At 67.6% G+C, this 18814-nt stretch carries 21 protein-coding genes; 16 read left to right on the forward strand and 5 right to left on the reverse strand.

The genetic code is table 11. From position 1 onward, the window contains the following. Nucleotides 1-99: 99 nt before the first annotated feature. Complete coding sequence (locus NL2_RS16935; protein ID WP_068076928.1) at nucleotides 100-624, forward strand: MmcB family DNA repair protein; 525 nt, start codon at nucleotides 100-102, stop codon at nucleotides 622-624. A gap of 11 nt (nucleotides 625-635) precedes the next feature. Beyond that, the gene (locus tag NL2_RS16940; RefSeq protein WP_068077018.1) at nucleotides 636-1043 is read left to right on the forward strand and encodes a GFA family protein; all 408 of its coding nucleotides are present in this window, start codon (nucleotides 636-638) and stop codon (nucleotides 1041-1043) included. 21 nt (nucleotides 1044-1064) lie between these two features. Here the strand turns inward: NL2_RS16940 and NL2_RS16945 are convergent, their stop codons facing one another. Together NL2_RS16945 and NL2_RS20875 are read right to left on the reverse strand one after the other, a co-directional pair. Then, nucleotides 1065-1529, reverse strand: coding sequence for a VOC family protein (locus NL2_RS16945; protein WP_245647735.1), 465 nt, complete (start codon nucleotides 1527-1529; stop codon nucleotides 1065-1067). A gap of 197 nt (nucleotides 1530-1726) precedes the next feature. After that, entirely contained in the window at nucleotides 1727-1897 is a 171-nt protein-coding gene (locus tag NL2_RS20875) for a DUF1289 domain-containing protein (protein ID WP_084356168.1), read from the reverse strand. Nucleotides 1898-2185: 288 nt separating this feature from the next. Here NL2_RS20875 and NL2_RS16950 point away from each other — a divergent pair, with 288 nt between their 5' ends. The 9 genes from NL2_RS16950 to NL2_RS16990 all read left to right on the forward strand — a co-directional run bounded on the left by NL2_RS16950 (nucleotide 2186) and on the right by NL2_RS16990 (nucleotide 12748). Continuing rightward, nucleotides 2186-3790: a DEAD/DEAH box helicase gene (locus NL2_RS16950; protein ID WP_068076929.1), complete on the forward strand. Its 1605-nt coding sequence runs from the start codon at nucleotides 2186-2188 to the stop codon at nucleotides 3788-3790. 250 nt (nucleotides 3791-4040) lie between these two features. Continuing rightward, a complete protein-coding gene (locus NL2_RS16955; protein WP_068076930.1) occupies nucleotides 4041-4754 on the forward strand; it encodes a sterol desaturase family protein in 714 nt (237 codons plus the stop codon). Continuing rightward, nucleotides 4751-6049 carry an MFS transporter gene (locus NL2_RS16960; RefSeq protein WP_068076932.1) on the forward strand — a complete coding sequence of 433 codons (1299 nt, stop codon included), beginning with the start codon at nucleotides 4751-4753 and terminating at the stop codon, nucleotides 6047-6049. The genes NL2_RS16955 and NL2_RS16960 overlap by 4 nt, the downstream gene beginning before the upstream one ends. A gap of 64 nt (nucleotides 6050-6113) precedes the next feature. Further along, nucleotides 6114-6980 carry an HpcH/HpaI aldolase/citrate lyase family protein gene (locus NL2_RS16965; protein ID WP_281191056.1) on the forward strand — a complete coding sequence of 289 codons (867 nt, stop codon included), beginning with the start codon at nucleotides 6114-6116 and terminating at the stop codon, nucleotides 6978-6980. Nucleotides 6981-7095: 115 nt separating this feature from the next. Beyond that, nucleotides 7096-8481, forward strand: coding sequence for a PAS domain-containing protein (locus tag NL2_RS16970; protein ID WP_157083222.1), 1386 nt, complete (start codon nucleotides 7096-7098; stop codon nucleotides 8479-8481). A 97-nt stretch (nucleotides 8482-8578) separates the two neighbouring features. Beyond that, nucleotides 8579-9538: an alpha/beta hydrolase gene (locus NL2_RS16975; RefSeq protein WP_084356175.1), complete on the forward strand. Its 960-nt coding sequence runs from the start codon at nucleotides 8579-8581 to the stop codon at nucleotides 9536-9538. Between the two features lie 9 nt (nucleotides 9539-9547). Then, complete coding sequence (locus NL2_RS16980; protein WP_439646906.1) at nucleotides 9548-10927, forward strand: M48 family metalloprotease; 1380 nt, start codon at nucleotides 9548-9550, stop codon at nucleotides 10925-10927. A gap of 13 nt (nucleotides 10928-10940) precedes the next feature. After that, nucleotides 10941-11777 carry a DsbA family protein gene (locus NL2_RS16985; protein ID WP_084356169.1) on the forward strand — a complete coding sequence of 279 codons (837 nt, stop codon included), beginning with the start codon at nucleotides 10941-10943 and terminating at the stop codon, nucleotides 11775-11777. A gap of 5 nt (nucleotides 11778-11782) precedes the next feature. Further along, on the forward strand, nucleotides 11783-12748 hold the full coding sequence (locus tag NL2_RS16990; RefSeq protein WP_068076942.1) for a M48 family metallopeptidase: 966 nt from the start codon (nucleotides 11783-11785) through the stop codon (nucleotides 12746-12748). Between the two features lie 36 nt (nucleotides 12749-12784). Here the strand turns inward: NL2_RS16990 and NL2_RS16995 are convergent, their stop codons facing one another. Then, nucleotides 12785-13330, reverse strand: coding sequence for an HD domain-containing protein (locus NL2_RS16995; RefSeq protein WP_068077024.1), 546 nt, complete (start codon nucleotides 13328-13330; stop codon nucleotides 12785-12787). A gap of 189 nt (nucleotides 13331-13519) precedes the next feature. On the opposite strand from NL2_RS16995, the gene NL2_RS17000 reads away from it, so the two are divergent. From NL2_RS17000 to NL2_RS17015, 4 genes are all read left to right on the forward strand, one after another. After that, entirely contained in the window at nucleotides 13520-14680 is a 1161-nt protein-coding gene (locus NL2_RS17000; RefSeq protein WP_068076944.1) for a sensor histidine kinase, read from the forward strand. An 80-nt stretch (nucleotides 14681-14760) separates the two neighbouring features. Further along, nucleotides 14761-15558 (forward strand): LytR/AlgR family response regulator transcription factor, encoded by a 798-nt coding sequence (locus NL2_RS17005; RefSeq protein ID WP_068076946.1) that lies wholly within the window; start codon nucleotides 14761-14763, stop codon nucleotides 15556-15558. A gap of 40 nt (nucleotides 15559-15598) precedes the next feature. Then, a complete protein-coding gene (gene nadC, locus NL2_RS17010; RefSeq protein ID WP_068076948.1) occupies nucleotides 15599-16462 on the forward strand; it encodes a carboxylating nicotinate-nucleotide diphosphorylase in 864 nt (287 codons plus the stop codon). Between the two features lie 80 nt (nucleotides 16463-16542). Continuing rightward, nucleotides 16543-17283, forward strand: coding sequence for a ribonuclease T2 family protein (locus NL2_RS17015; protein ID WP_245647736.1), 741 nt, complete (start codon nucleotides 16543-16545; stop codon nucleotides 17281-17283). Here NL2_RS17015 and NL2_RS17020 read toward each other — a convergent pair. After that, nucleotides 17280-17735, reverse strand: coding sequence for a nucleoside deaminase (locus NL2_RS17020; protein WP_084356171.1), 456 nt, complete (start codon nucleotides 17733-17735; stop codon nucleotides 17280-17282). The genes NL2_RS17015 and NL2_RS17020 overlap by 4 nt on opposite strands. Before the next feature lie 139 nt (nucleotides 17736-17874). Here NL2_RS17020 and rpmB point away from each other — a divergent pair, with 139 nt between their 5' ends. Further along, a complete protein-coding gene (gene rpmB / locus NL2_RS17025; RefSeq protein WP_068076954.1) occupies nucleotides 17875-18162 on the forward strand; it encodes a 50S ribosomal protein L28 in 288 nt (95 codons plus the stop codon). 132 nt (nucleotides 18163-18294) lie between these two features. Here the strand turns inward: rpmB and msrB are convergent, their stop codons facing one another. Continuing rightward, entirely contained in the window at nucleotides 18295-18813 is a 519-nt protein-coding gene (msrB, locus tag NL2_RS17030; RefSeq protein WP_068076956.1) for a peptide-methionine (R)-S-oxide reductase MsrB, read from the reverse strand. Nucleotide 18814 lies beyond the last annotated feature (1 nt).

Raw genomic sequence — 18814 nt, forward strand, 5'->3', positions numbered from 1 at the left:
TTTTTCACCGACGTGGAAGCGGCACCGGCCTGTTTCGGCCTCGCCGAAACAGACAACAACGCGCTTGTTCAGTTCCTGATATGTTCCTACAATTGGAATATGGCCGAATCGCCCGCCCTTGAATCTCCGGCCCTTGCCGCCGACAGTCTCGAAACGCGCATCGACGAGCGTCATGCGCTGGCCGTGGCGCGCGGCATCTGCCGGCTGTTTGCACGCAACGATATCTGGTGCCTGCCCGAAATGCCGCTGCGATCCAACCGCCGCGCAGACCTGATGGGCATCGACGCCAAAGGCCGGATCGTGATCGTGGAGATCAAGGTCTCGAAGGCCGATCTGCTGGGCGACGCCAAGTGGACCGATTACCTCGACCATTGCGACCGGTTCTACTGGGGGCTGGCCCCGCACCTCGATCGCGCCTGCATGGAAACCGAAGCGTTTCTGCCGCACGCCTGCGGGCTGATCGTGGCCGATGGCTATGACGCCGAAATCCTGCGCCCGGCGCCCTCGCTCCCCCTCGCGCCCGCCCGCCGCAAGGCCGAGATCGAACGCATGGCGCGCGTGTCGTTGCGGCGGCAGGTGGTCGGCGTGGACCCGCATTGCGCAACCTGGGGCGGCGGGGAATAGCGGCCGGGATGATGGCCGGAACGATCGTGCGCGTTGCCACCTGTCGCTGCGGCCAATTGCAGGCAACGTGCACGGGCGAACCGGTGCGCGTTTCGGTCTGCCACTGCCTCGATTGCCAGAAGCGCAGCGGCAGCGCCTTCGCGGTCCAGGCGCGCTGGCCCCACGCGGACGTCACCCTCGCGGGCGAATTCACCGAATGGTCGCACACTGCGGACAGCGGATCACGCGCAACGTTCCGCTTCTGCCCGCGATGCGGCGCGACGGTCACTTTCGCCATCGCAGCGTTGCCGGGGCTGACCGGCGTTCCCGTTGGCGCCTTCGCGGACCCGCAATTTCCGCCGCCCGCATTCTCGGTGTACGAGGCGCGCATGCATTCCTGGGTCGCCATCGTCGGTGCCGATGTCGAACGCTGGGATTAGCGCACCCCGCCCATCGGCCGCTTACCTGGGCTTGGGTTCCCACAGCTCGATCTTGGTGCCGTCGGGATCGACGATCCAGGCGAACTTGCCGCTGGGATCGCTGTCCTCGCGCTTCAACACGGTGACGCCTTTGGCTTTCAGGCGGTCGAGAAACGCGGAAAGATCGTCGACCGCGAAGTTGAGCATGAATTCGCGCTTCGACGGGTCCATGTAGTCGGTCGCCTGATCGAACGCGTTGACGATCACCGCCGGCGGATGCCCCGGCGCGTCATAAGGCATCACGGCGCCGCCCCACGATTCCAGCTTGATCCCCAGCACATCGCGATACCACGCCATCAGCGCCTTGGGGTCCTTGCTCCGGAAGAACACGCCGCCGACGCCGGTGATCCGCCCGATGGGATTTGCGACCGGATCGGCGATGGCGGTAACCGGGGTGATCGCGGCCATGAGCGCCATGGCGGCCAGCAGGCTGTGGAGTTGGGTCACGACGGCGGTCTCCCTTGGCTGGGAATGCAGATATACCATCGACCGGGCCTGGGTCCAATGGCCGGTCGGGCTTCGCCTGATCAGCGCAGGTCGCAGGGTGGCGGGCGTGCTTCGACAGGCTCAGCATTAGCGGGTTGGGTGCGGACGAAGCGAAGCGGCGTCCGGGCGCCAGTGATCTCGCGTTCACCGGGCGAGGCTCAGCGTCCCCGCACCCGCACCATCATCGCGCGCCTGTCCGCCTCGCTCGCCGTCGGCCACGCGGCAATTTCGTCGAGCGTGCGTTTGCAGCCGCGGCACAGGCCATGGCGGTCGATCGTGCAGATGCCCGTGCAGGGGCTGGGAATCGGTGGGGCGGCGCGCGCAATCATTGCGCATTCCTCAACCATTCCTACGTGCAACCCGCAAGCCCCGCGTAATTATCTTGCTTTATACCGCAACGCACCCTACATGGCCGCCAGCAATCGGCGCGTGGGCTCTCCAGCCTGCCGCAGTCCCGGCAGCGTGAGGTCCGCGTTAACTGCGCATGACCTGCCCGGACTTACGGTCGCCGAATTCGCCTGAAGCTTCCTTTTTCACGCAGGGTCGCATCGAACGACACCTTGCCTCGCGCACGGACCTATTCGGCCGTCTGCGCGCCGCACCACTGTGAGACTTTAATGTCCTATTTTTCTGACCTTGGCCTGGCCGAGCCGCTTCAGCGCGCGCTCGAAACCAAGGGCTATTCCGATCCCACGCCGATCCAGGTGCAGGCCATTCCGGCGCTGCTCCAGGGCCGCGACCTGCTGGGCATCGCCCAGACCGGCACCGGCAAGACCGCCGCGTTCTCGCTGCCGTCGCTGCACCGCCTGGCCGCCAACCCCCAGCCGCGCAAGCCGGCGGCGTGCCGCATGCTGGTGTTGTCCCCCACGCGTGAACTGGCGGCGCAGATCGCCGACAACATGCGCGGCTATGCCAAGTACCTTAACATGAACATCCAGTGCGTGTTCGGCGGTATCCCCGTGGGCAAGCAGTCGCGCGCCCTGGTCCCGGGCTGCGACATCCTGGTGGCGACGCCGGGCCGCCTGCTCGACCTGATCGACCAACGCGCGCTAACGCTGCGCCATGTCGAGATTTTCGTGCTCGACGAAGCCGACCAGATGATGGACCTGGGCTTCATCGTTCCCTTGAAGCGCGTGGCCAACATGCTGCCCAAGGAACGCCAGAGCCTGTTCTTCTCGGCCACGATGCCCAAGGCGATCGCCGATCTGGGCAAGCAGTTCATCAACAACCCGGTGCGCGTCGAAGTGGCCCCGCAGGCCACCACCGCCGAGCGGGTCGAGCAGTTCTCGACGTTCGTCAACCAGGCTGAAAAGCAGGCGTTGCTGACGCTGAAGCTCAAGGACGGGCTCACCCCCGACGAGGACGGCGTGAAGTCGGTCGAGCGGGCGCTGGTGTTCACCCGCACCAAGCACGGCGCGGACCGCGTGGTGCGCCACTTGTCCGCCGCCGGCGTCAACGCCGCCGCGATCCACGGCAACAAGAGCCAGGCGCAGCGCACCGCCGCCCTCGCCGCGTTCCGCCAGGGCGCGACCCCGGTGCTGGTGGCGACCGACATCGCCGCGCGCGGGATCGACGTTTCGGGGGTGAGCCATGTGTTCAACTTCGAAATGCCCAACGTGGCCGAACAGTATGTTCACCGCATCGGCCGAACGGCTCGCGCGGGTGCCGACGGCATCTCGATCAGCTTCGTTGCGCCCGATGAAAAGCCGTACTTGCGCGATATCGAAAAGCTGACCGGCGTGAAGCTGATGCCGATGCCGCTGCCCGACGATTTCCAGAAGAACGCAGCACGCCTGCCTGCGCCGACGCGCAAGCCCGACGAAGCCGCGCAGGACGCACGGCGCGACGAGCGCGATGCGCGCGGTCGCGGCGGCCAGCGTGGCGGCGGCCAGGGCCGTGGTGGCCAGGGTGGTCGCGGTGGTCAAGGCGGTCAGGGCGGCCGTGGTGGCCAGGGCGGTCGCGATGGCTTCATCCGCGGCGGTCCGGCGGGGCATGGCGATCGCCATCCGCCGCGCGAGGCCCAATCGCACCGCGACGAACGCGGTCCGGTGCGCAATCCGTTGCAGAACCCGGTCCAGGCGCACAATGATCGCCGCGTTGGTGAGGCCGCAGGCGGCGATCGCCGTCCGGCGCGCACCGATGGTCCCGCCAAGGACGGCTTCAACCCGCGCGGCCCCGGCGGGGTGGGCGCGCATCGCAACAAGGTGCGCCGCGCCAGCTGATCGCACCAACGACAGCAAGCGCAGGCGAATTGCCCCTGTCCTACAGCCTTCGGGCTTGGCATAGGAACGGCATGACGCAGCGCACATTCCTTCCGGCCCCCCGCTTGAACAAGCGCGCGGGGCCGGTCGGCGTTTTGGTGCGCAGGTCGGCACCAGCCGACGGTAGTCGGATGGAACCCCCGGGGCCCGGTTGCGGGCAGACGGGTGTGTCAACTTCGCCAGAAACAGGCGCAGTTTGATGAACGTAGCGATGCTCTCCGCGCTGGTGCTGTCCGCCGTGGCAATGACCGCGATCGTGGCGATTCGCTACCTCGCCACCAGCGGCGGCTTCGCGCTGGCCACGGCGCGCGTGCGCCCCGGGCTATACGCCGCGCTCGGCCCGCAGATCGGCCGCGAGATCGGCTGGAGCCTCGCCTCGGCCGCGATCTATGGCATACCGGCCGGCATCGTCGCATGGGGCTGGCGCCAGCACGGCTGGACGCGGATCTATACCGACGTCCACGTCTTCCCGCTGTGGTGGCTGCCCGTATCGCTGCTGCTGGCGCTGCTGGCGCACGACACCTGGTTCTACTGGACGCACCGGCTGATGCATCGCCCGGTCCCGTTCCGCATCGCCCATGCGGTGCACCACGCCAGCCGCCCGCCGACCGCGTGGGCGGCGATGAGCTTCCATCCGGTCGAGGCGCTGACCGGCGCGGTGGTGATCCCGGCGCTGGTGTTTGTGATCCCGCTGCATGTCGCGGTGCTGGGCACGGTGCTGGCGATCATGACCGTGATGGGCGTGACCAACCACATGGGCTGGGAACTGTTTCCCCGCAGGATCGTCCATGGCCGGGCCGGGCGCTGGCTGATCACCGCCAGCCATCACCAGAAGCATCACGCGATGTACCAGTGCAATTACGGCCTCTATTTCCGCCTGTGGGACCGCGCGTGCGGCACCGATCGCGGGCTGGGCCAGCTGTGAACGACACGTCGGCCACGCCCGCGATCGAACATCTTGCGCCGACCCCCGGATCGGCGCTGGCGCCGTTCCACTATCCGGCGTTCCGCGCAATCTGGATCGCCAACCTGTTTTCCTCGATCGGATCGACCATCCAGTCGGTCGGCGCGGCGTGGCTGATGACCGAGCTGACCCCGTCACACCAGATGGTCGCGCTGGTCCAGGCATCGGCGACGATCCCGATCCTGCTGTTCGGCGTGTTCGCCGGCGCGATTGCCGACAATTTCGACCGCCGCCGGGTGATGCTGGCGGCGCAAACCGGCATGCTGGTGGTGTCGGGCGTGCTGGCGGCGATGTCGTATGGCGGGCTGATCGGACCGGTTTCGCTGCTCGCGCTCACGCTGATGGTCGGCATCGGCACCGCGCTGAACGCGCCGGCGTGGCAGGCTTCGGTGCGGCTGCAGGTGGGCAAGGCCGATCTGCCGCAGGCGATCTCGCTCAACGCAATCTCGTTCAACATGGCGCGCAGCGTCGGCCCGGCGCTGGGCGGGATGCTGATCTCGATCTGGAACGTAAGCCTGGCGTTCGCGCTCAACGCGGTGAGCTACATCGGCATGATCGTGGTGCTGGCGCGGTGGAAACCGGTCAACACCGTGCCCGCGCGCCAGCCGATGCTGGCCTCGATCATGACCGGGGTGCGGTTCTGCGCGGACTCCGCGCCGATCCGCAAGGTGCTGTTGCGCGGGCTGGTGTTCGGGTTCGGCGCGGCGGGGTTCCAGGCGCTGATGCCGTCGGTCGCGCGCAGCCAGCTGGGCGGCACCGAGATCGACTACGGCCTGATGCTCGGCGCGTTCGGGATCGGGTCGATCGCCACCGCGCTGTGGGTGGGCAAGGCGCGCCGCCGCTTCGGCAGCGAAGCGGTGGTGACCGTCTCGACGATGATCTTCGGCGCGGCGCTGCTGTTGCTGGCATCGGCGCATGCCATGCCGCTGGCGCTGGCCGCGACGTTCCTCGCCGGATCGGGCTGGGTCGCGGCGATGACCAGCCTCAACGTGGCGATGCAGCTGCGCTCGCCCGACGACATCCTGGGCCGCTGCCTGTCGATCTACCAGGCAGTCACGTTCGGCGGCATGGCGGTGGGCGCCTACGCCTGGGGCGCGGTGGCCGACTGGCACGACCTGCCATTCGCCATGCGCGCTGCCGCGGCATGGATGGCGCTGACGCTGGTGCTGCGCGTGATCGCGCCGATGCCGACGCGCGAGGAAGGCCGCATCGATTCCTCCCCTCCCGTCCCGGAGACGCACCCTGCGAAACCCTGACTCATCCGGCCCTGAATCATCCGGCGCTGACTCATCAGCCCCCGATTCGCGCCCGCTGCGCTCGCTGCTGTACATGCCCGCCAGCAACCCTCGTGCGATCGACAAGGCGCGCGGGCTCGATGCCGATGCGCTGATGTTCGACCTTGAGGATGCGGTGGCGCCCGAAGCCAAGCCCGGCGCGCGCGACACGCTGCTGGCCGAACTTGGCGCGGGCGGCTTCGGCCACCGCCGCCTGATCGCCCGGATCAACGCGCTGTCGACGCCATGGGGCGAGGCCGATCTCGCCGCGCTGGCGCAGGCGCCGGTCGAGGCGCTGCTGGTGCCCAAGGTCGACGATGCCGCCGATATCGTCGCGCTGTCCGTCGCGATGGACCATGCCGGATACAATCCCGCCGTAGCGCTGTGGGTGATGATCGAAACGCCGTGCGCGGTGCTGGCGCTCGATCGCATCGCCGCCTGCGCCGCCACCACCCGGCTGGCGGGCATGGTGCTGGGGCTCAACGATCTGGCCAAGGACAGCGGCATGGCGCAATTGCCGGGCCGCGCCGCGTTCCAGCCGGTGCTGACCATGGCGGTGCTGGCGGCGCGGGCGCATGGCCTGTTCGTGCTCGACGGGGTGTGCAACGCGATCGACGATCTGGCGCGACTCGAAGCCGAAACGGTGCAGGCACGCGACGGCGGGTTCGATGGCAAGACGCTGATCCATCCGGCGCAGATCGCCACGGTCAACCACGTTTTCGCCCCGTCCGAGGCGGAACTGGCCGAAGCGCAGGCGATCGTCGATGCGTTTGCCGATCCCGCCAACGCGGGAAGAGGCGCGCTGCGGGTCGCGGGCAAGATGGCCGAGCGGCTGCATCTGGTCCAGGCGGAGCGCCTGATCGCCCGCGCCACCAGCATCGCCAACCGGTCAGGAGCGCCGGCGACATCCTGAACCGTCCGTTTCCGTGACGGTAACCATTCCCGTCAATCTTGTCCGCGCGACTTAATCCTTTCTTTACCACGTTGCGCCAAAAGCGTGGCTGAACAGGGAAGCAGGGGTGGCGTTGATGGACACGTTGCGGGGAATTGGATCGGATCGGATGGACAGCGCGGAAGCGCCGCACGACCTCGATCTGCCGGATTTCGACGACGCCGATGAAAACGACGCGATCGAGGCACCGCCCTCGATGGTCGGCCAGGACGAGCGCCGGATGCAGGTCCGCGCATACAACTACTGGGCCGGCCTGCTCGGCAATCGCACGTTCCCGACGGTCGAGGCGCTCAACCGCGCTGACATCCCCGACTTTGCCGACCACGCGGTGCTGCTGCGCTTCGACAACGGGATCGAGAACCCGGCGATCACCCTGCTGGGCGACAAGCTGGCGCACGAATGCGATGCGCAAGGCCCGATCGCCCGGCTGAACGACATTCCCGGCCGCTCGCTGCTGTCGCGCATTACCGATCATTACATGCAGATCATCGCCAACCAGGCGCCGATCGGGTTCGAGGCCGAATTCGTCAACCAGCGCGGTTCGACGATCCTGTACCGCGGCATCCTGCTGCCGTTCTCGTCCGACGATGTCGCGATCGACCACATCTATGGCGTGATCAACTGGAAGGAGCTGGCCGACCAGCAGACCACCGACGAGCTGATGCTCGAGATCGGCCATTCGCTCGAAAGCCATCGCCGCCGCGATGCCGAGCCGATCGAAAGCTGGGCCGATGGCCCGGCCGCGATCAACCCGGACCTTGGCCTTGATGACGCGACGAACGATCTGGGGCTGCCCCAGCCGCTGTTCGGGCATGGCGATCACGAGATCGATTTCGCCGCCAGTTTCATCGAGGATGCCGAACAGATGGGGCTGGCCGATTGGCTGGCCGCCGCGCGCGAACTGGCGCATGCCGCGCATTCCAACGAGGATCGCACCCGCGCCGCGCTGTACGGCGCGATCGGGCGGGCCTGGGATTTCGCGCTGGCCGCCGCCAACGCGCCCGAGGAATTCGCCGAACTGATCGCCGATGCCGGCCTCAGCCGACAGGATCGCGCGCCGATGACCCCGGTGGTCAAGCTGGTGTTCGGCGCCGATTACGACAAGACCCGGCTGACCGAATACGCCGCCGCGCTGAACCACGCGACGCGGCTAGGCCTGTCGCGCGGGACGCTGGGCCAGTTCCTTGAACACGCACCGGGCGGGCTGAAGGGCGTGGTCAACGCCGAACGCAAGTTGCGCCGTGCGGAAAACGCCGCCGCCAGCGGTCGCCGCGAACCCGAGAGCATCGGCTCGCGCCTGCGCTCGCTGCCGCCGCTGCCGCTGGCCGAAGTGGCGCGTGATGGCGAGGAGTTCGCGCTGCTGATGGTGCGGCGCCTGCCCACCGGCGAAGTGGCCCTGCTGGGCGAAGTGGCCGGCGATGCGCAACTGTTCGAACGCGCCGCGCGCCGTCTGATGGGCTGATTGAAGTACAACCGGGAGTACGCTTCCAAACACGCCTTCGCGAACCCGGCGCAAACTGCTAGCCCCCCGTTTGATGGTGGCACAGGGACGCAAACGCATGGGCTGGCTCGGCACGACGCTGCTGGTCGTGGGGATCGTGGCCGCGCTGGCGGGGTGCGGCATGGCTTATGCCCTGTCGCGCAACGGCGCGGCGGTGCTCGACGCCGGTGACCGGCTGCTGCAGGGCGATGGCGCGATCCGGCTGGTCGCCACCGCCAATTACGGCACCGATCCGCAGCAGAAGCTGGAGATGTTCGTGCCCGCCCGAACGACCGGGCCAGCGACCGGACTGTTGCCCGTGGTGGTGTTCATCCACGGCGGCGGCTGGGACAGCGGCGATCCGCACGACTACCGCTTCGTCGCCCGCACGCTGGCACCGCATGGCTATGCCGTGGTGCTCGCCGGCTACCGGCTGTATCCCAAAGTGCGCTACCCGGCGATGCTGGAAGACAGCGCCGCAGCGGTCGCGTGGGTGGCCGCGCATGCCGCGCAATACGGCGGCGATCCGGCGCGGATCGTGCTGATGGGCCATTCGGCGGGGGCCTATAACGCCGTCGCGATCACGCTGGAACGTCAGTGGCTGGGGCGCGCCGGGCTGGATGCCGATGCCTTGCGCGGCACCATCGGACTGGCCGGGCCGTACGATTTCTATCCGTTCGACAAACCGTCCGCGATCCACAGCTTCGGCGAGGCTTCCGATCCGCGCGCGACCCAGCCGATCAACCATGTGCGCGCCGATGCGCCGCCGCTGCTGCTGCTGTCGGGCGATGCCGATACCACCGTCAAAAAGCGCAACTCGATCGCGCTGGCCCGCGCGCTGACCGAAGCCGGGGCCCCGACCGAGGCGCACCTGCTGGCGGGCGTGACGCACGAGAAGATCGTGATGATGCTGGCGCAACCGTTCGCGCGCGATCGCCGGGTCATCGACGCGGTGCTGCCGTTCCTGGCCCGTGTCACGGCGCCTGTCACTGCGCCCGTCACACCGGCTTCAGCGCCGGTTCAGCCGCCGGGCGGTTAGGCGCTAAGCGTGACGTTGCGCCCGCCAGCCTTGAGGTTCTTCGCTGCGCGCATCGCCGCGATCGCGGCGGCGCTGACGCTGGCGATCCAGCCCGCCACCGCGCAATCGATCCTGCGCGATGCCGAAACCGAGGCGCTGTTCCGCGAGATTTCCGCGCCGCTGATTTCCGCCGCCGGGCTCGATCCGCGCAATGTCGACATCGTGCTGGTCAACGACGGCACGATCAACGCGTTTGTCGTGGGCGGGCAGGCGGTGTACCTCAACAGCGGCCTGATCGCGGCGGCGGATAACGCCAACCAGGTGCAGGGCGTGATCGCGCACGAGCTGGGCCACATCACCGGCGGCCACGCGGTGCGCGGCGGCGAAGGCGCGCGGCCCGCCACCGGCATCAGCATCCTGAGCCTGCTGCTCGGCGTGGCGGCGGCAGCGGCGGGCGCGCCCGATGCGGCGATGGGCATCCTCGGCGCGGGCCAGCAGGCGGCGCTGGGCAAGTTCCTGGCGTTCACCCGCGGCGAGGAAGCCTCGGCCGATGCCGCCGGGGCGCAGTTCCTGTCAAGGGCGGGCATTTCGGGGCGCGGCAGCATCGATTTCTTCAAGAAGCTGCAGAACCAGGAATTCCGCTATGGTTTCACCCGCGACGCCGACAGCGAGTTCTACAGCAGCCACCCGATGACCAGCGACCGCCTCGCCACGTTGCAGGACGTGTATGTCAGGGACCCGGCGTGGAACGCGCGGACCGATCCCAAAGTCGATGCCCGGTTCCAGCGGATCAAGGCCAAGCTGTACGGCTACTTGTCCGAACCGCAGGCCACGCTGACCGCCTATCCCGAATACCTGACCGACGTGCCCGCCCGGTACGCGCGCGCTTACGCGTTCCACAAGGAATCGTTCATGGACAAGTCCTTGGCCGAAACCGACGCCTTGCTCGCGACCGATCCGGGCGATCCCTATTTCCTCGAACTCAAAGGCCAGGTGCTGCTCGAGGAAGGGCGGCCAGTCGATGCGATACCGCCGCTCAAGCGCGCGACGCTGCTGACCAACAACGAGCCGCTGATCGCCACGACTTACGGCCACGCGCTGATCGCCACAGAGGACAAGGCCAATTTCGCCGAGGCCGAGCGCGTGTTGAAGGCGGCGGTGGCGCGCGACAAGGAGAACCCGTTCGCATGGTACCAGCTGGGCGTGGTCTACGAAGCGCGGGGCGATACGCCGCGCGCGCGGCTGGCCAGCGCCGAACAGCAGCTGATGAACGTCGAATATCTCGAAGCCATGCGCAGCGCCGAAGCGGCCGAGGCAGGCCTGCCGGCGGGGTCGCCCGACTGGCTGCGCGCGCAGGATATCGCGATGAGCGCGCGCGCCGAGATTGAGCGCAAGGGCAAGAAGAAGTAGCGCTGGTTCCCGCATGACCACTTTCCCCGCCTCCCCCGCCGACAATTCCGCCCGCGAGGCGTCGAAATCGCGATCGCGCGCATTCGTGCTGTTCGCGCTGGCGCTGCTGGTGGCGGGCGCGCTGGCCGGGTGGTGGTGGGAGAAGCATCGCGCCGCTGCCCCCGCATCGGGCGACGATGCCGCGCTGACGGGCGCGCTCGCCGATGCCGGGATCGATGGGCACGAGCGCGCCGCGATCGAAGGGTTGGTGCGCGCCTATATCCTCGATCACCCCGAAATCATTCCAGAAGCGGTCGACAAGCTGCGCCAGCGCGAGGCGCAGGCCCAGATCGCGCCGATGCGCGGGGCGCTGGAAACGCCGTTCCCCGGCGCGGTGCTGGGCAATCCGGCGGGCAAGCTGACGCTGGTCGAGTTTACCGACTTTGCCTGCACGTTCTGTCGCCGCAGCGTGGGCGATCTCGATGCGCTGATCGCCGCCAACCCCGATTTGCGCGTGGTGGTGCGCGAACTGCCGATCATTGCGCCCGCCAGCCTGCCCGCCGCGCGCATGGCGCTCGCCGCCGCCGCGCAAGGCAAGTACCCGGCCTATCACAAGGCGATGTTTGCCGGGGCCGCCCCCGATGCCGCCAGCATCGACGCGGCGGGTACGGCGGCGGGTCTCGACCTGTCCGCGGCGCGCACTTTCGCCGCAACACCGCAGGCGCAGGCGGAACTGTCGCACAATCTCGATATGGCCCGGCAGCTGGGGATCGAGGGCACCCCGGCGTGGATCGTCGGTGAGCGGTTGTTGCGCGGTGCGGTCGGGCGCGAAGCGTTGCAGCAGGCCATCGAGGCCGCCCGCAAGGGCTAGGCCGGATGCGCGCCCGCACCATGGCCACGACCAATGCAGCTGCGGCCTTGATGGCGCTGTGGGCAATGCCTGCCAGCGCGCGCGCCGTGACCCAGTTGCAGCAGGCCGATGCGCTGGTGCAGACGATCGGCTGGAAGCTGGCACACGGCAACGCTCGCTATTGCGCCCGCACCGCACCAGCCATCGGCTTGCAGCTGCAGGATATCGCCAATTACGATGATCCGGCGCTGGCGCGGCGCGTGTTGGGGTTGAGCGCGGACATCGCGGTCGAGGCAGTGGCCGATGGCTCGCCCGCGCAAGCTGCCGGGCTGGACGCCAACGATGCCGTGCTGATGCTTGCCGGGCGCGATCTGAGCGCACTGCCTGCGGTCAAGCCGGGGGATTGGCAGCGGTTGCAAGGCCAGCACGACGCGATCGACGCCGCGATGTTGCGCGATGGCAAAGTGACGCTGACCGTACGCCGTGACGGCACGACACGCACCGTGAGCATTCCCGGCGAACCGGCATGCGCCGCGCGGTTCGAACTCGACACCGATCACGGCGGCGCGCGGGCCACCGCCGTGCGGGTGATCGTCAGCAAGAAGATGGTCGACGAGGTCCGGGGCGACGAAGAACCGGTCGCGGCGGTGCTGGCGCACGAATTCGCGCACGCCGCGCTCGATCACCAGGGCGAACTGAAGCGCGCCGGGCGCGGCACCCGGCAAGTGCGGCGGACCGAGCAGGAGGCGGACCGGCTGTCGGTCTGGCTGCTCGCCAACGCCGGTTACCCGCCCGAAGCCGCCGCGCGGTTCATGCGCACCTGGGGCCCGCGCCATGACTTGTGGATCTTCGCGGTGCCCGGCCACGGCCGCTGGACCCAGCGCGCGCGGATGATGGACGCCGAAGTGTCAGCGCTGCATGCGGCACAGGCGCGCGATCCGGCGCACGCGGCCAACTGGCAGCGCGATTTCGTGCGTGCGCCGCTGCCTTAGCCTTTCCCGCCCCGACCCGCAGCAACGGCCTCGCGATCAATCCTGTTTGGCGTACATGCTGGCGAGCGGCTTCGCCATGACCCGGCGCAGCATCGGCTCGAAGAATTCCAGCGGCTCGCTGGCATAGTCGGGATCGAACGCGGCCTGATCGTACGTGGCGCAGAAATGCTCACAGGCCGCGAAATGGGGCTGGCCGCGATATTTCTCGCGCATGTCGCGATCCATGCCGATGAAGTGGAAATAGTAATAGCCCTGGAACGCGCCGTGGTGCTGGCAGATCCAATGCTCTTCCTCGGTCACGAATGGCTTGACGATCGCGGCAGCGACGTCGGGGTGGTTGTAGGTGCCCAAGGTATCGCCGATGTCGTGCAGCAGGGCCATCACCACATAGCTTTCGCCGCGCCCGTCGCGGTGGGCGCGGGTGGCAGTCTGCAAGCTGTGCTGCAACCGATCGACGGGAAACCCGCCGAAATCCCCGTCGAGCAACTTGAGATGCGCCAGCACCCGGTCAGGCAGCGACCCGGCAAACGCCATGTAATCGCGCGCGATGATCGACCAGTCTTCCTGCGTGCCTTCGGTCATCGCCCGAAACCTGGCGCGGTCCTCTGGTCCGCTTGCGTTTTCGGTGGCCGGATCGTGGCCGGCGACCTTGGCGGCAATGTCGGTCGAATGGTCCATGCCCTGCTCTCCTCGTCGGCGCAGGATACTCCCGCCGCGACGATGGCGCAAAACCTATCCGCAGGCCGCGCGACCCGCTAAGGCTGGCAGACCATGGCCGTCCTGCCCTTTCGCCCGACGCCGTTCTTCGGCAACAAGAACCGCGCTTTCTGGCGCCTGCAAATCTTGGGCTGGGGCGGCGCGATGCTGTTGCGCGCGCTGTCGAGCCTGGCCAACGCGCAGCCGTGGTCGTTTTTGATCATCGTGCTGATCGCCAGCATCACCGGGTTTTCGCTCTCGCTGATCCTGTCGGTGGTCTACCGGGCCTTGATGAACCGGCGCGCGATCGTCACCTGGGGGGTGACGGCGCTGGTGCTGGCCTTTGCGGTGGGGCTGTATGCGTTCATCGACAGCTGGGTCATCAGCCTGTACCGCCCGAACAACGACGCGGGTTTCGCGCAGCTGTTTCTGGGGGTGTTCTACCTCGATCTCACGCTGCTGGGCGCATGGTCGGCGCTGTATTACGCGATCAACTTCTTCCTGCAGGTGGAGGAACAGAACGATCAGCTGATCCAGCTGGAAAACCAGGCCACCAGCGCGCAACTGGCCATGCTGCGCTACCAGCTCAATCCGCACTTCCTGTTCAACACGCTGAACTCGATCTCGACGCTGGTGCTGCTCAAGCAGACCGAACCCGCCAACGCGATGCTCAGCCGCCTGTCGTCGTTCCTGCGCTACACCCTGATCAACGAACCCACCGCGCGGGTAACGCTGGCGCAGGAGATCGAGACGCTGAAGCTGTATCTCGACATCGAGCGGATGCGCTTCGAGGAGCGCCTGCGCACCGAATTCCGCATCGACGAATCCGCGCGCGCGGCGCTGCTGCCGTCGCTGCTGCTGCAGCCGCTGGTCGAAAACGCGATCAAGTACGCGGTCAGCCCGCTCGAGGAAGGCGCGCAGATCACCATCGCGGCGCAACTCGTCGGCCCCACGCTTCGCATCACCGTCTCGGACACCGGCCCGGGATTGCAAAACGAGGACGACCCTCCAAGACTCTCCGGCATGACAAGCGATGGCGGAGAAATCGTGTCGACCGGCGTCGGCCTCGCGAACATTCGCGACCGGCTGGGGCAGGCCTATGGCGCGAACCAGCGATTCGACATCCAGAACCGCCCCGACGGTGGCTTTGCCGTGGTCATCGAGTTGCCATTCGAGGCTCGAGACCCCATCTCGGTGGAAGCAAACGCGCCGCAACGGCTGGCGTCGACCGGTTGATGATACAGTCCGCCCCGCCTTGGCATCCCCGTCGCGGCATTTTCCGCCCCGGGGTTCTGCACAAAAGATAAGGGACCCGCATGACCATTCGCACGATCCTCGTCGATGACGAGAAGCTCGCGATCCAGGGACTCCAGCTTCGGCTGGCGAAGTTCCCCGACGTCGAGGTGATCGACTGCTGTTCGAACGGCCGCGAGGCCATTCGCAAGATCAAGACCGAAAAGCCCGACCTGGTGTTCCTCGACATCCAGATGCCCGGGTTCGACGGGTTCAGCGTGGTCAAGGGGGTGATGGAGATCGATCCGCCGCTGTTCGTGTTCGTGACCGCCTATTCCGAACATGCGCTGAAAGCGTTCGAAGCCAACGCGGTCGATTACCTGCTGAAACCCATCGACGAAGACCGGCTGGCCGACGCGCTCGACCGGGCGCGGACGCGGTTGGCTGAAAAGCGCGGGCTCGACGAAGCCGAAAAGCTCAAGACCGTGCTCGCCGAAGTCGCGCCCGAGGCGATGGACGCCATGCCCGAAGAGACCGAACACGCCGCCGGACGCTTCGAAAAGCTCATCAACATCAAGGATCGCGGCCAGATCTTCCGGGTCGATGTCGACACGATCGAACGGATCGAGGCGGCGGGCGACTACATGTGCATCTACACCGGCGACAATTCGCTGATCCTGCGCGAAACGATGAAGGATCTGGAGCGCCGGCTCGATCCGCGCGTATTCCAGCGCGTGCACCGCTCCAAGATCGTCAACCTCGATCAGGTGCGCCAGGTGAAGCCGCACACCAATGGCGAGTGCTTTCTCGTGCTTGATTCGGGCGCGGAAGTGAAAGTGTCGCGCAGTTATCGCGACGTGGTGGCACGGTTCGTCCACTAGGCCTGATTAGTGTGGGGGCCGACGTTCGGGGGCAGGCAATTTGACGCAATGGACTTTGGCAGGCTTCGATCTCGACGCCTTCGTCAGAAATACGCTGGCCGAGGATCTCGGCGTCGGCCTGCCCGGTGGCGGGCATGACGTGACCAGCGAAAGCGTGATCCCCGCAGATGCCCGCTTTGCCGGGGCGATGGACAGCCGTGACGCGATCACGGTCTGCGGGCTGCCCATCGCCGCCGCGTTCTTTCGCGCGCTCGATCCCGCCATCGAGATCGAGATCCTCGTCGACGAAGGTGCGGCGGTTGCTGCCAACAGCGACCTGATGCGGCTGTCGGGCAATGCCTGCGCCATGCTCACCGCCGAACGCAGCGCGTTGAACACCGTGCAGCACCTGTCGGGCATCGCCACGATGACGCGCGGCTATGTCGATGCGATGGGTGACGCGCACTGCGTGCTGCTCGATACGCGCAAGACCATCCCCGGCCTGCGCCATCTCGAAAAGTACGCCACGCGCATGGGCGGCGCGCAGAACCACCGCATGGGGCTGTGGGACGCCGCGATGATCAAGGACAACCACGTGATGGTCGCGGGCGGCGTGGCCGAGGCGGTGCGCCGCGCGCTGGCGGCCGGGGTGCGCGAGGTGATCTGCGAGGTCGATCGCATCGACCAGATCGAGCCCGCGCTGGCTGCGGGCGCGACCCGGCTGCTGCTCGACAACATGGGGCCGGACCTGTTGCGCCAGGCGGTTACGCTCGTCGCCGGGCGCGTGCCGACAGAGGCTTCGGGCGGGGTGCGGCTCGACACCATCGCAGCGATCGCCGCGAGCGGCGTGGACTACGTCTCGGTCGGCCGCCTGACCCAAAGCGCGCCGGCTGCGGACGTCGGGCTCGATTTCACACCGTTGTGACCGCATCGCCGGGCGGCGTTGTGCCGCGCACGCTGCCGGTTTAGCCATTGCACCCGATGCGTAACATGGGGAGCTTGCCGGTGCGTCCACGATCGATCGCGCGATCCGTACTGGCGATGCTGGCGGCGGCGCTGCTGGCGATCGCCACCGGGATCGCGCCCGCACTGGCTCAGGCCGCGCAATGCCACGCGCCATTGCTGTCCTCGGTCCCCGCGCTGCCCCGGCCCGATGGCCCGGTCAGCACCGCGCCGATTGCGGGCTATACGTTCGCGCTGAGCTGGTCGCCCGAGTTCTGCCATGGCCGTGCCGACGATGCGCGGTTCGCCACGCAATGCGGCGGCAGCACCGGTCACTTCGGCTTCATCGTCCATGGCCTGTGGCCCGAAGCGGCGGCGGGCGCGCCGCCGCAATGGTGCCCGGCGCCCGCGCAACTCGATGCCGAAGCGGTGCGGGGGGCGATGTGCACCACGCCGTCGGCCGATCTGCTGGCGCACGAATGGGCCAAGCACGGCGCCTGCATGGTCCAGACGCCCGCCACCTATTTCCGCATCGAGCGGCGATTGTTCGACGCTTTGCGCCTGCCTGACATGGCGCGCCTCTCACACCGCCCGGGCCTGAACGCCGGGATGGTGCGCGAGGCGTTTGCGCAGCGCAACCCGCTGCTGCGGTCCGAGACGATCCGCCTCAAGCTGAGCCAGTCCGGCTGGCTGCAGGAAGTCGAACTTTGCTACGGCAAGGACTTCCTGCCGGTGCGCTGCGCCGCGCGCGACTGGAAGCCCGACGATCGGACTTCGGTCAAGATCTGGCGGTCGGCGCGCTAACGCCGCTCGCGGAAGAAGTCGCGCAACAGGCTGGCCGATTCGGTTTCGCCCATGCCCGAATAGACCTCGGGCCGGTGCAGGCACGTCGGCTGGTCGAACACCCGCGCGCCGTGCTCCACCGCGCCGCCCTTGGCATCGGGCGCGGCGTAATAGACGCGGTCGAGCCGCGCGTGGACGATGGCGCCGGCGCACATCGCGCACGGTTCCAGCGTGACCCACAAGTCGCAGCCGTCGAGCCGTTCGCGACCGAGCGCGGCGGCGGCGGCGCGAATCGCCAGCAGTTCGGCATGTGCGGTCGGATCGGCCAGCCCGCGCGGGGCGTTGTGCGCCGCCGCGATCACCTGCCCGTTGCGCACGACCACTGCCCCCACTGGCACTTCGCCGGCGTCGCGCGCCGTTTGGGCTTGCTCCAGCGCGGCGCGCATGGAAGGGGGCAACGGCCAGCGGGTCATGCCCAGCGGCTAGCCGCGAAGTGTGCGAACCGCAACGCGGCAAAACTTGACTTTGCGGGGTGAATCGCTATTCGCCCCGCTTTCCCGACCGGCCTGTCGGCACTGCGATGGGCCTCGTCACGTATCGAGAGATTGAACAATGTCGCGTATTTGCGAACTGACCGGCAAAGGTCGCCAGGTTGGCCACAATGTCAGCCACGCCAACAACAAGACCAAGCGCGTGTTCCTGCCCAACCTGCAGAACGTCACGCTGATGAGCGAGAAGCTGGACCGCAGCTACAAGTTCCGCGTTTCGACGCATGGACTGCGTTCGGTCGAACACGTCGGCGGCCTCGACAACTGGCTGCTGAAGTCTTCGGATACCAAGCTCAGCCCGCGCGCCCTGAAGGTGAAGCGCGAGCTGGCCAAGGCCGCCATCGCCGCCTGATCCGGTTGCCGGTGCGATTCGCCTGAGCGAGCGCACCGGTTCCGACATTAGCACGGGTCAATTCTGACGCGCGAATCGGCGATTCGCGCGATTTTTTGCGTCAGCGGCAGATCGGCGCGTCCAGCTTCGGCCTCAGGCCGGCCGGAACACCAGCGCATCGCCATCGATGCAAAAGCGCTTGCCCGTGGGCGCGGGACCATCGTCGAACACGTGGCCGAGGTGCCCGCCGCAGCGCGAGCAGTGCACTTCGTGTCCGCCATTGAACAGCGTCGATCCGCCGGTGATCTGCGCTCCGGCGAGGTGGCGGGTGAAGCTGGGCCAGCCGGTGCCGCTGTCGAACTTGTCATGCGACGAGAACACCGGATTGCCATCGGCGGCACATGCGAACGTGCCGTTGCGGTGCTCATTGAGCAGGGCCGAGGAAAACGGGCGTTCGGTGCCTTCTTCGCGCAGGATGTAATACTGCTTGGCCGTCAGCAACTTGCGCCATTCCGCATCGGTATGGCGCAAGGGAAACGCGCTGTTCGCGGCGGCCGACGGCTTTGCACCGCACGCGGTGGCCAGCGTCATCGCCGTCCCGGCCCCCAGCCAGCCAAGCATGCCGCGACGGCCGATCTTGACGGAAGCAGCGTGCGAAAGCGATGTCGGCATG

Source organism: Novosphingobium lentum NBRC 107847 (assembly GCF_001590965.1).
Lineage (GTDB): Bacteria > Pseudomonadota > Alphaproteobacteria > Sphingomonadales > Sphingomonadaceae > Novosphingobium > Novosphingobium lentum.

Coding starts and splice junctions, on each gene's coding strand:
- NL2_RS16970 (WP_157083222.1), top strand. CDS start 7,096: ATGGACACGTTGCGGGGAATTGGATCGGATCGGATGGACAGCGCGGAA.
- NL2_RS16950 (WP_068076929.1), top strand. CDS start 2,186: ATGTCCTATTTTTCTGACCTTGGCCTGGCCGAGCCGCTTCAGCGCGCG.
- NL2_RS16975 (WP_084356175.1), top strand. CDS start 8,579: ATGGGCTGGCTCGGCACGACGCTGCTGGTCGTGGGGATCGTGGCCGCG.
- NL2_RS20875 (WP_084356168.1), bottom strand. CDS start 1,897: ATGATTGCGCGCGCCGCCCCACCGATTCCCAGCCCCTGCACGGGCATC.
- msrB (WP_068076956.1), bottom strand. CDS start 18,813: ATGCCGACATCGCTTTCGCACGCTGCTTCCGTCAAGATCGGCCGTCGC.
- NL2_RS17020 (WP_084356171.1), bottom strand. CDS start 17,735: ATGACCCGCTGGCCGTTGCCCCCTTCCATGCGCGCCGCGCTGGAGCAA.
- NL2_RS16995 (WP_068077024.1), bottom strand. CDS start 13,330: ATGACCGAAGGCACGCAGGAAGACTGGTCGATCATCGCGCGCGATTAC.
- NL2_RS16940 (WP_068077018.1), top strand. CDS start 636: ATGGCCGGAACGATCGTGCGCGTTGCCACCTGTCGCTGCGGCCAATTG.
- NL2_RS16990 (WP_068076942.1), top strand. CDS start 11,783: ATGCGCGCCCGCACCATGGCCACGACCAATGCAGCTGCGGCCTTGATG.
- rpmB (WP_068076954.1), top strand. CDS start 17,875: ATGTCGCGTATTTGCGAACTGACCGGCAAAGGTCGCCAGGTTGGCCAC.
- NL2_RS16985 (WP_084356169.1), top strand. CDS start 10,941: ATGACCACTTTCCCCGCCTCCCCCGCCGACAATTCCGCCCGCGAGGCG.
- NL2_RS17000 (WP_068076944.1), top strand. CDS start 13,520: ATGGCCGTCCTGCCCTTTCGCCCGACGCCGTTCTTCGGCAACAAGAAC.
- NL2_RS16955 (WP_068076930.1), top strand. CDS start 4,041: ATGCTCTCCGCGCTGGTGCTGTCCGCCGTGGCAATGACCGCGATCGTG.
- NL2_RS16935 (WP_068076928.1), top strand. CDS start 100: ATGGCCGAATCGCCCGCCCTTGAATCTCCGGCCCTTGCCGCCGACAGT.
- NL2_RS17005 (WP_068076946.1), top strand. CDS start 14,761: ATGACCATTCGCACGATCCTCGTCGATGACGAGAAGCTCGCGATCCAG.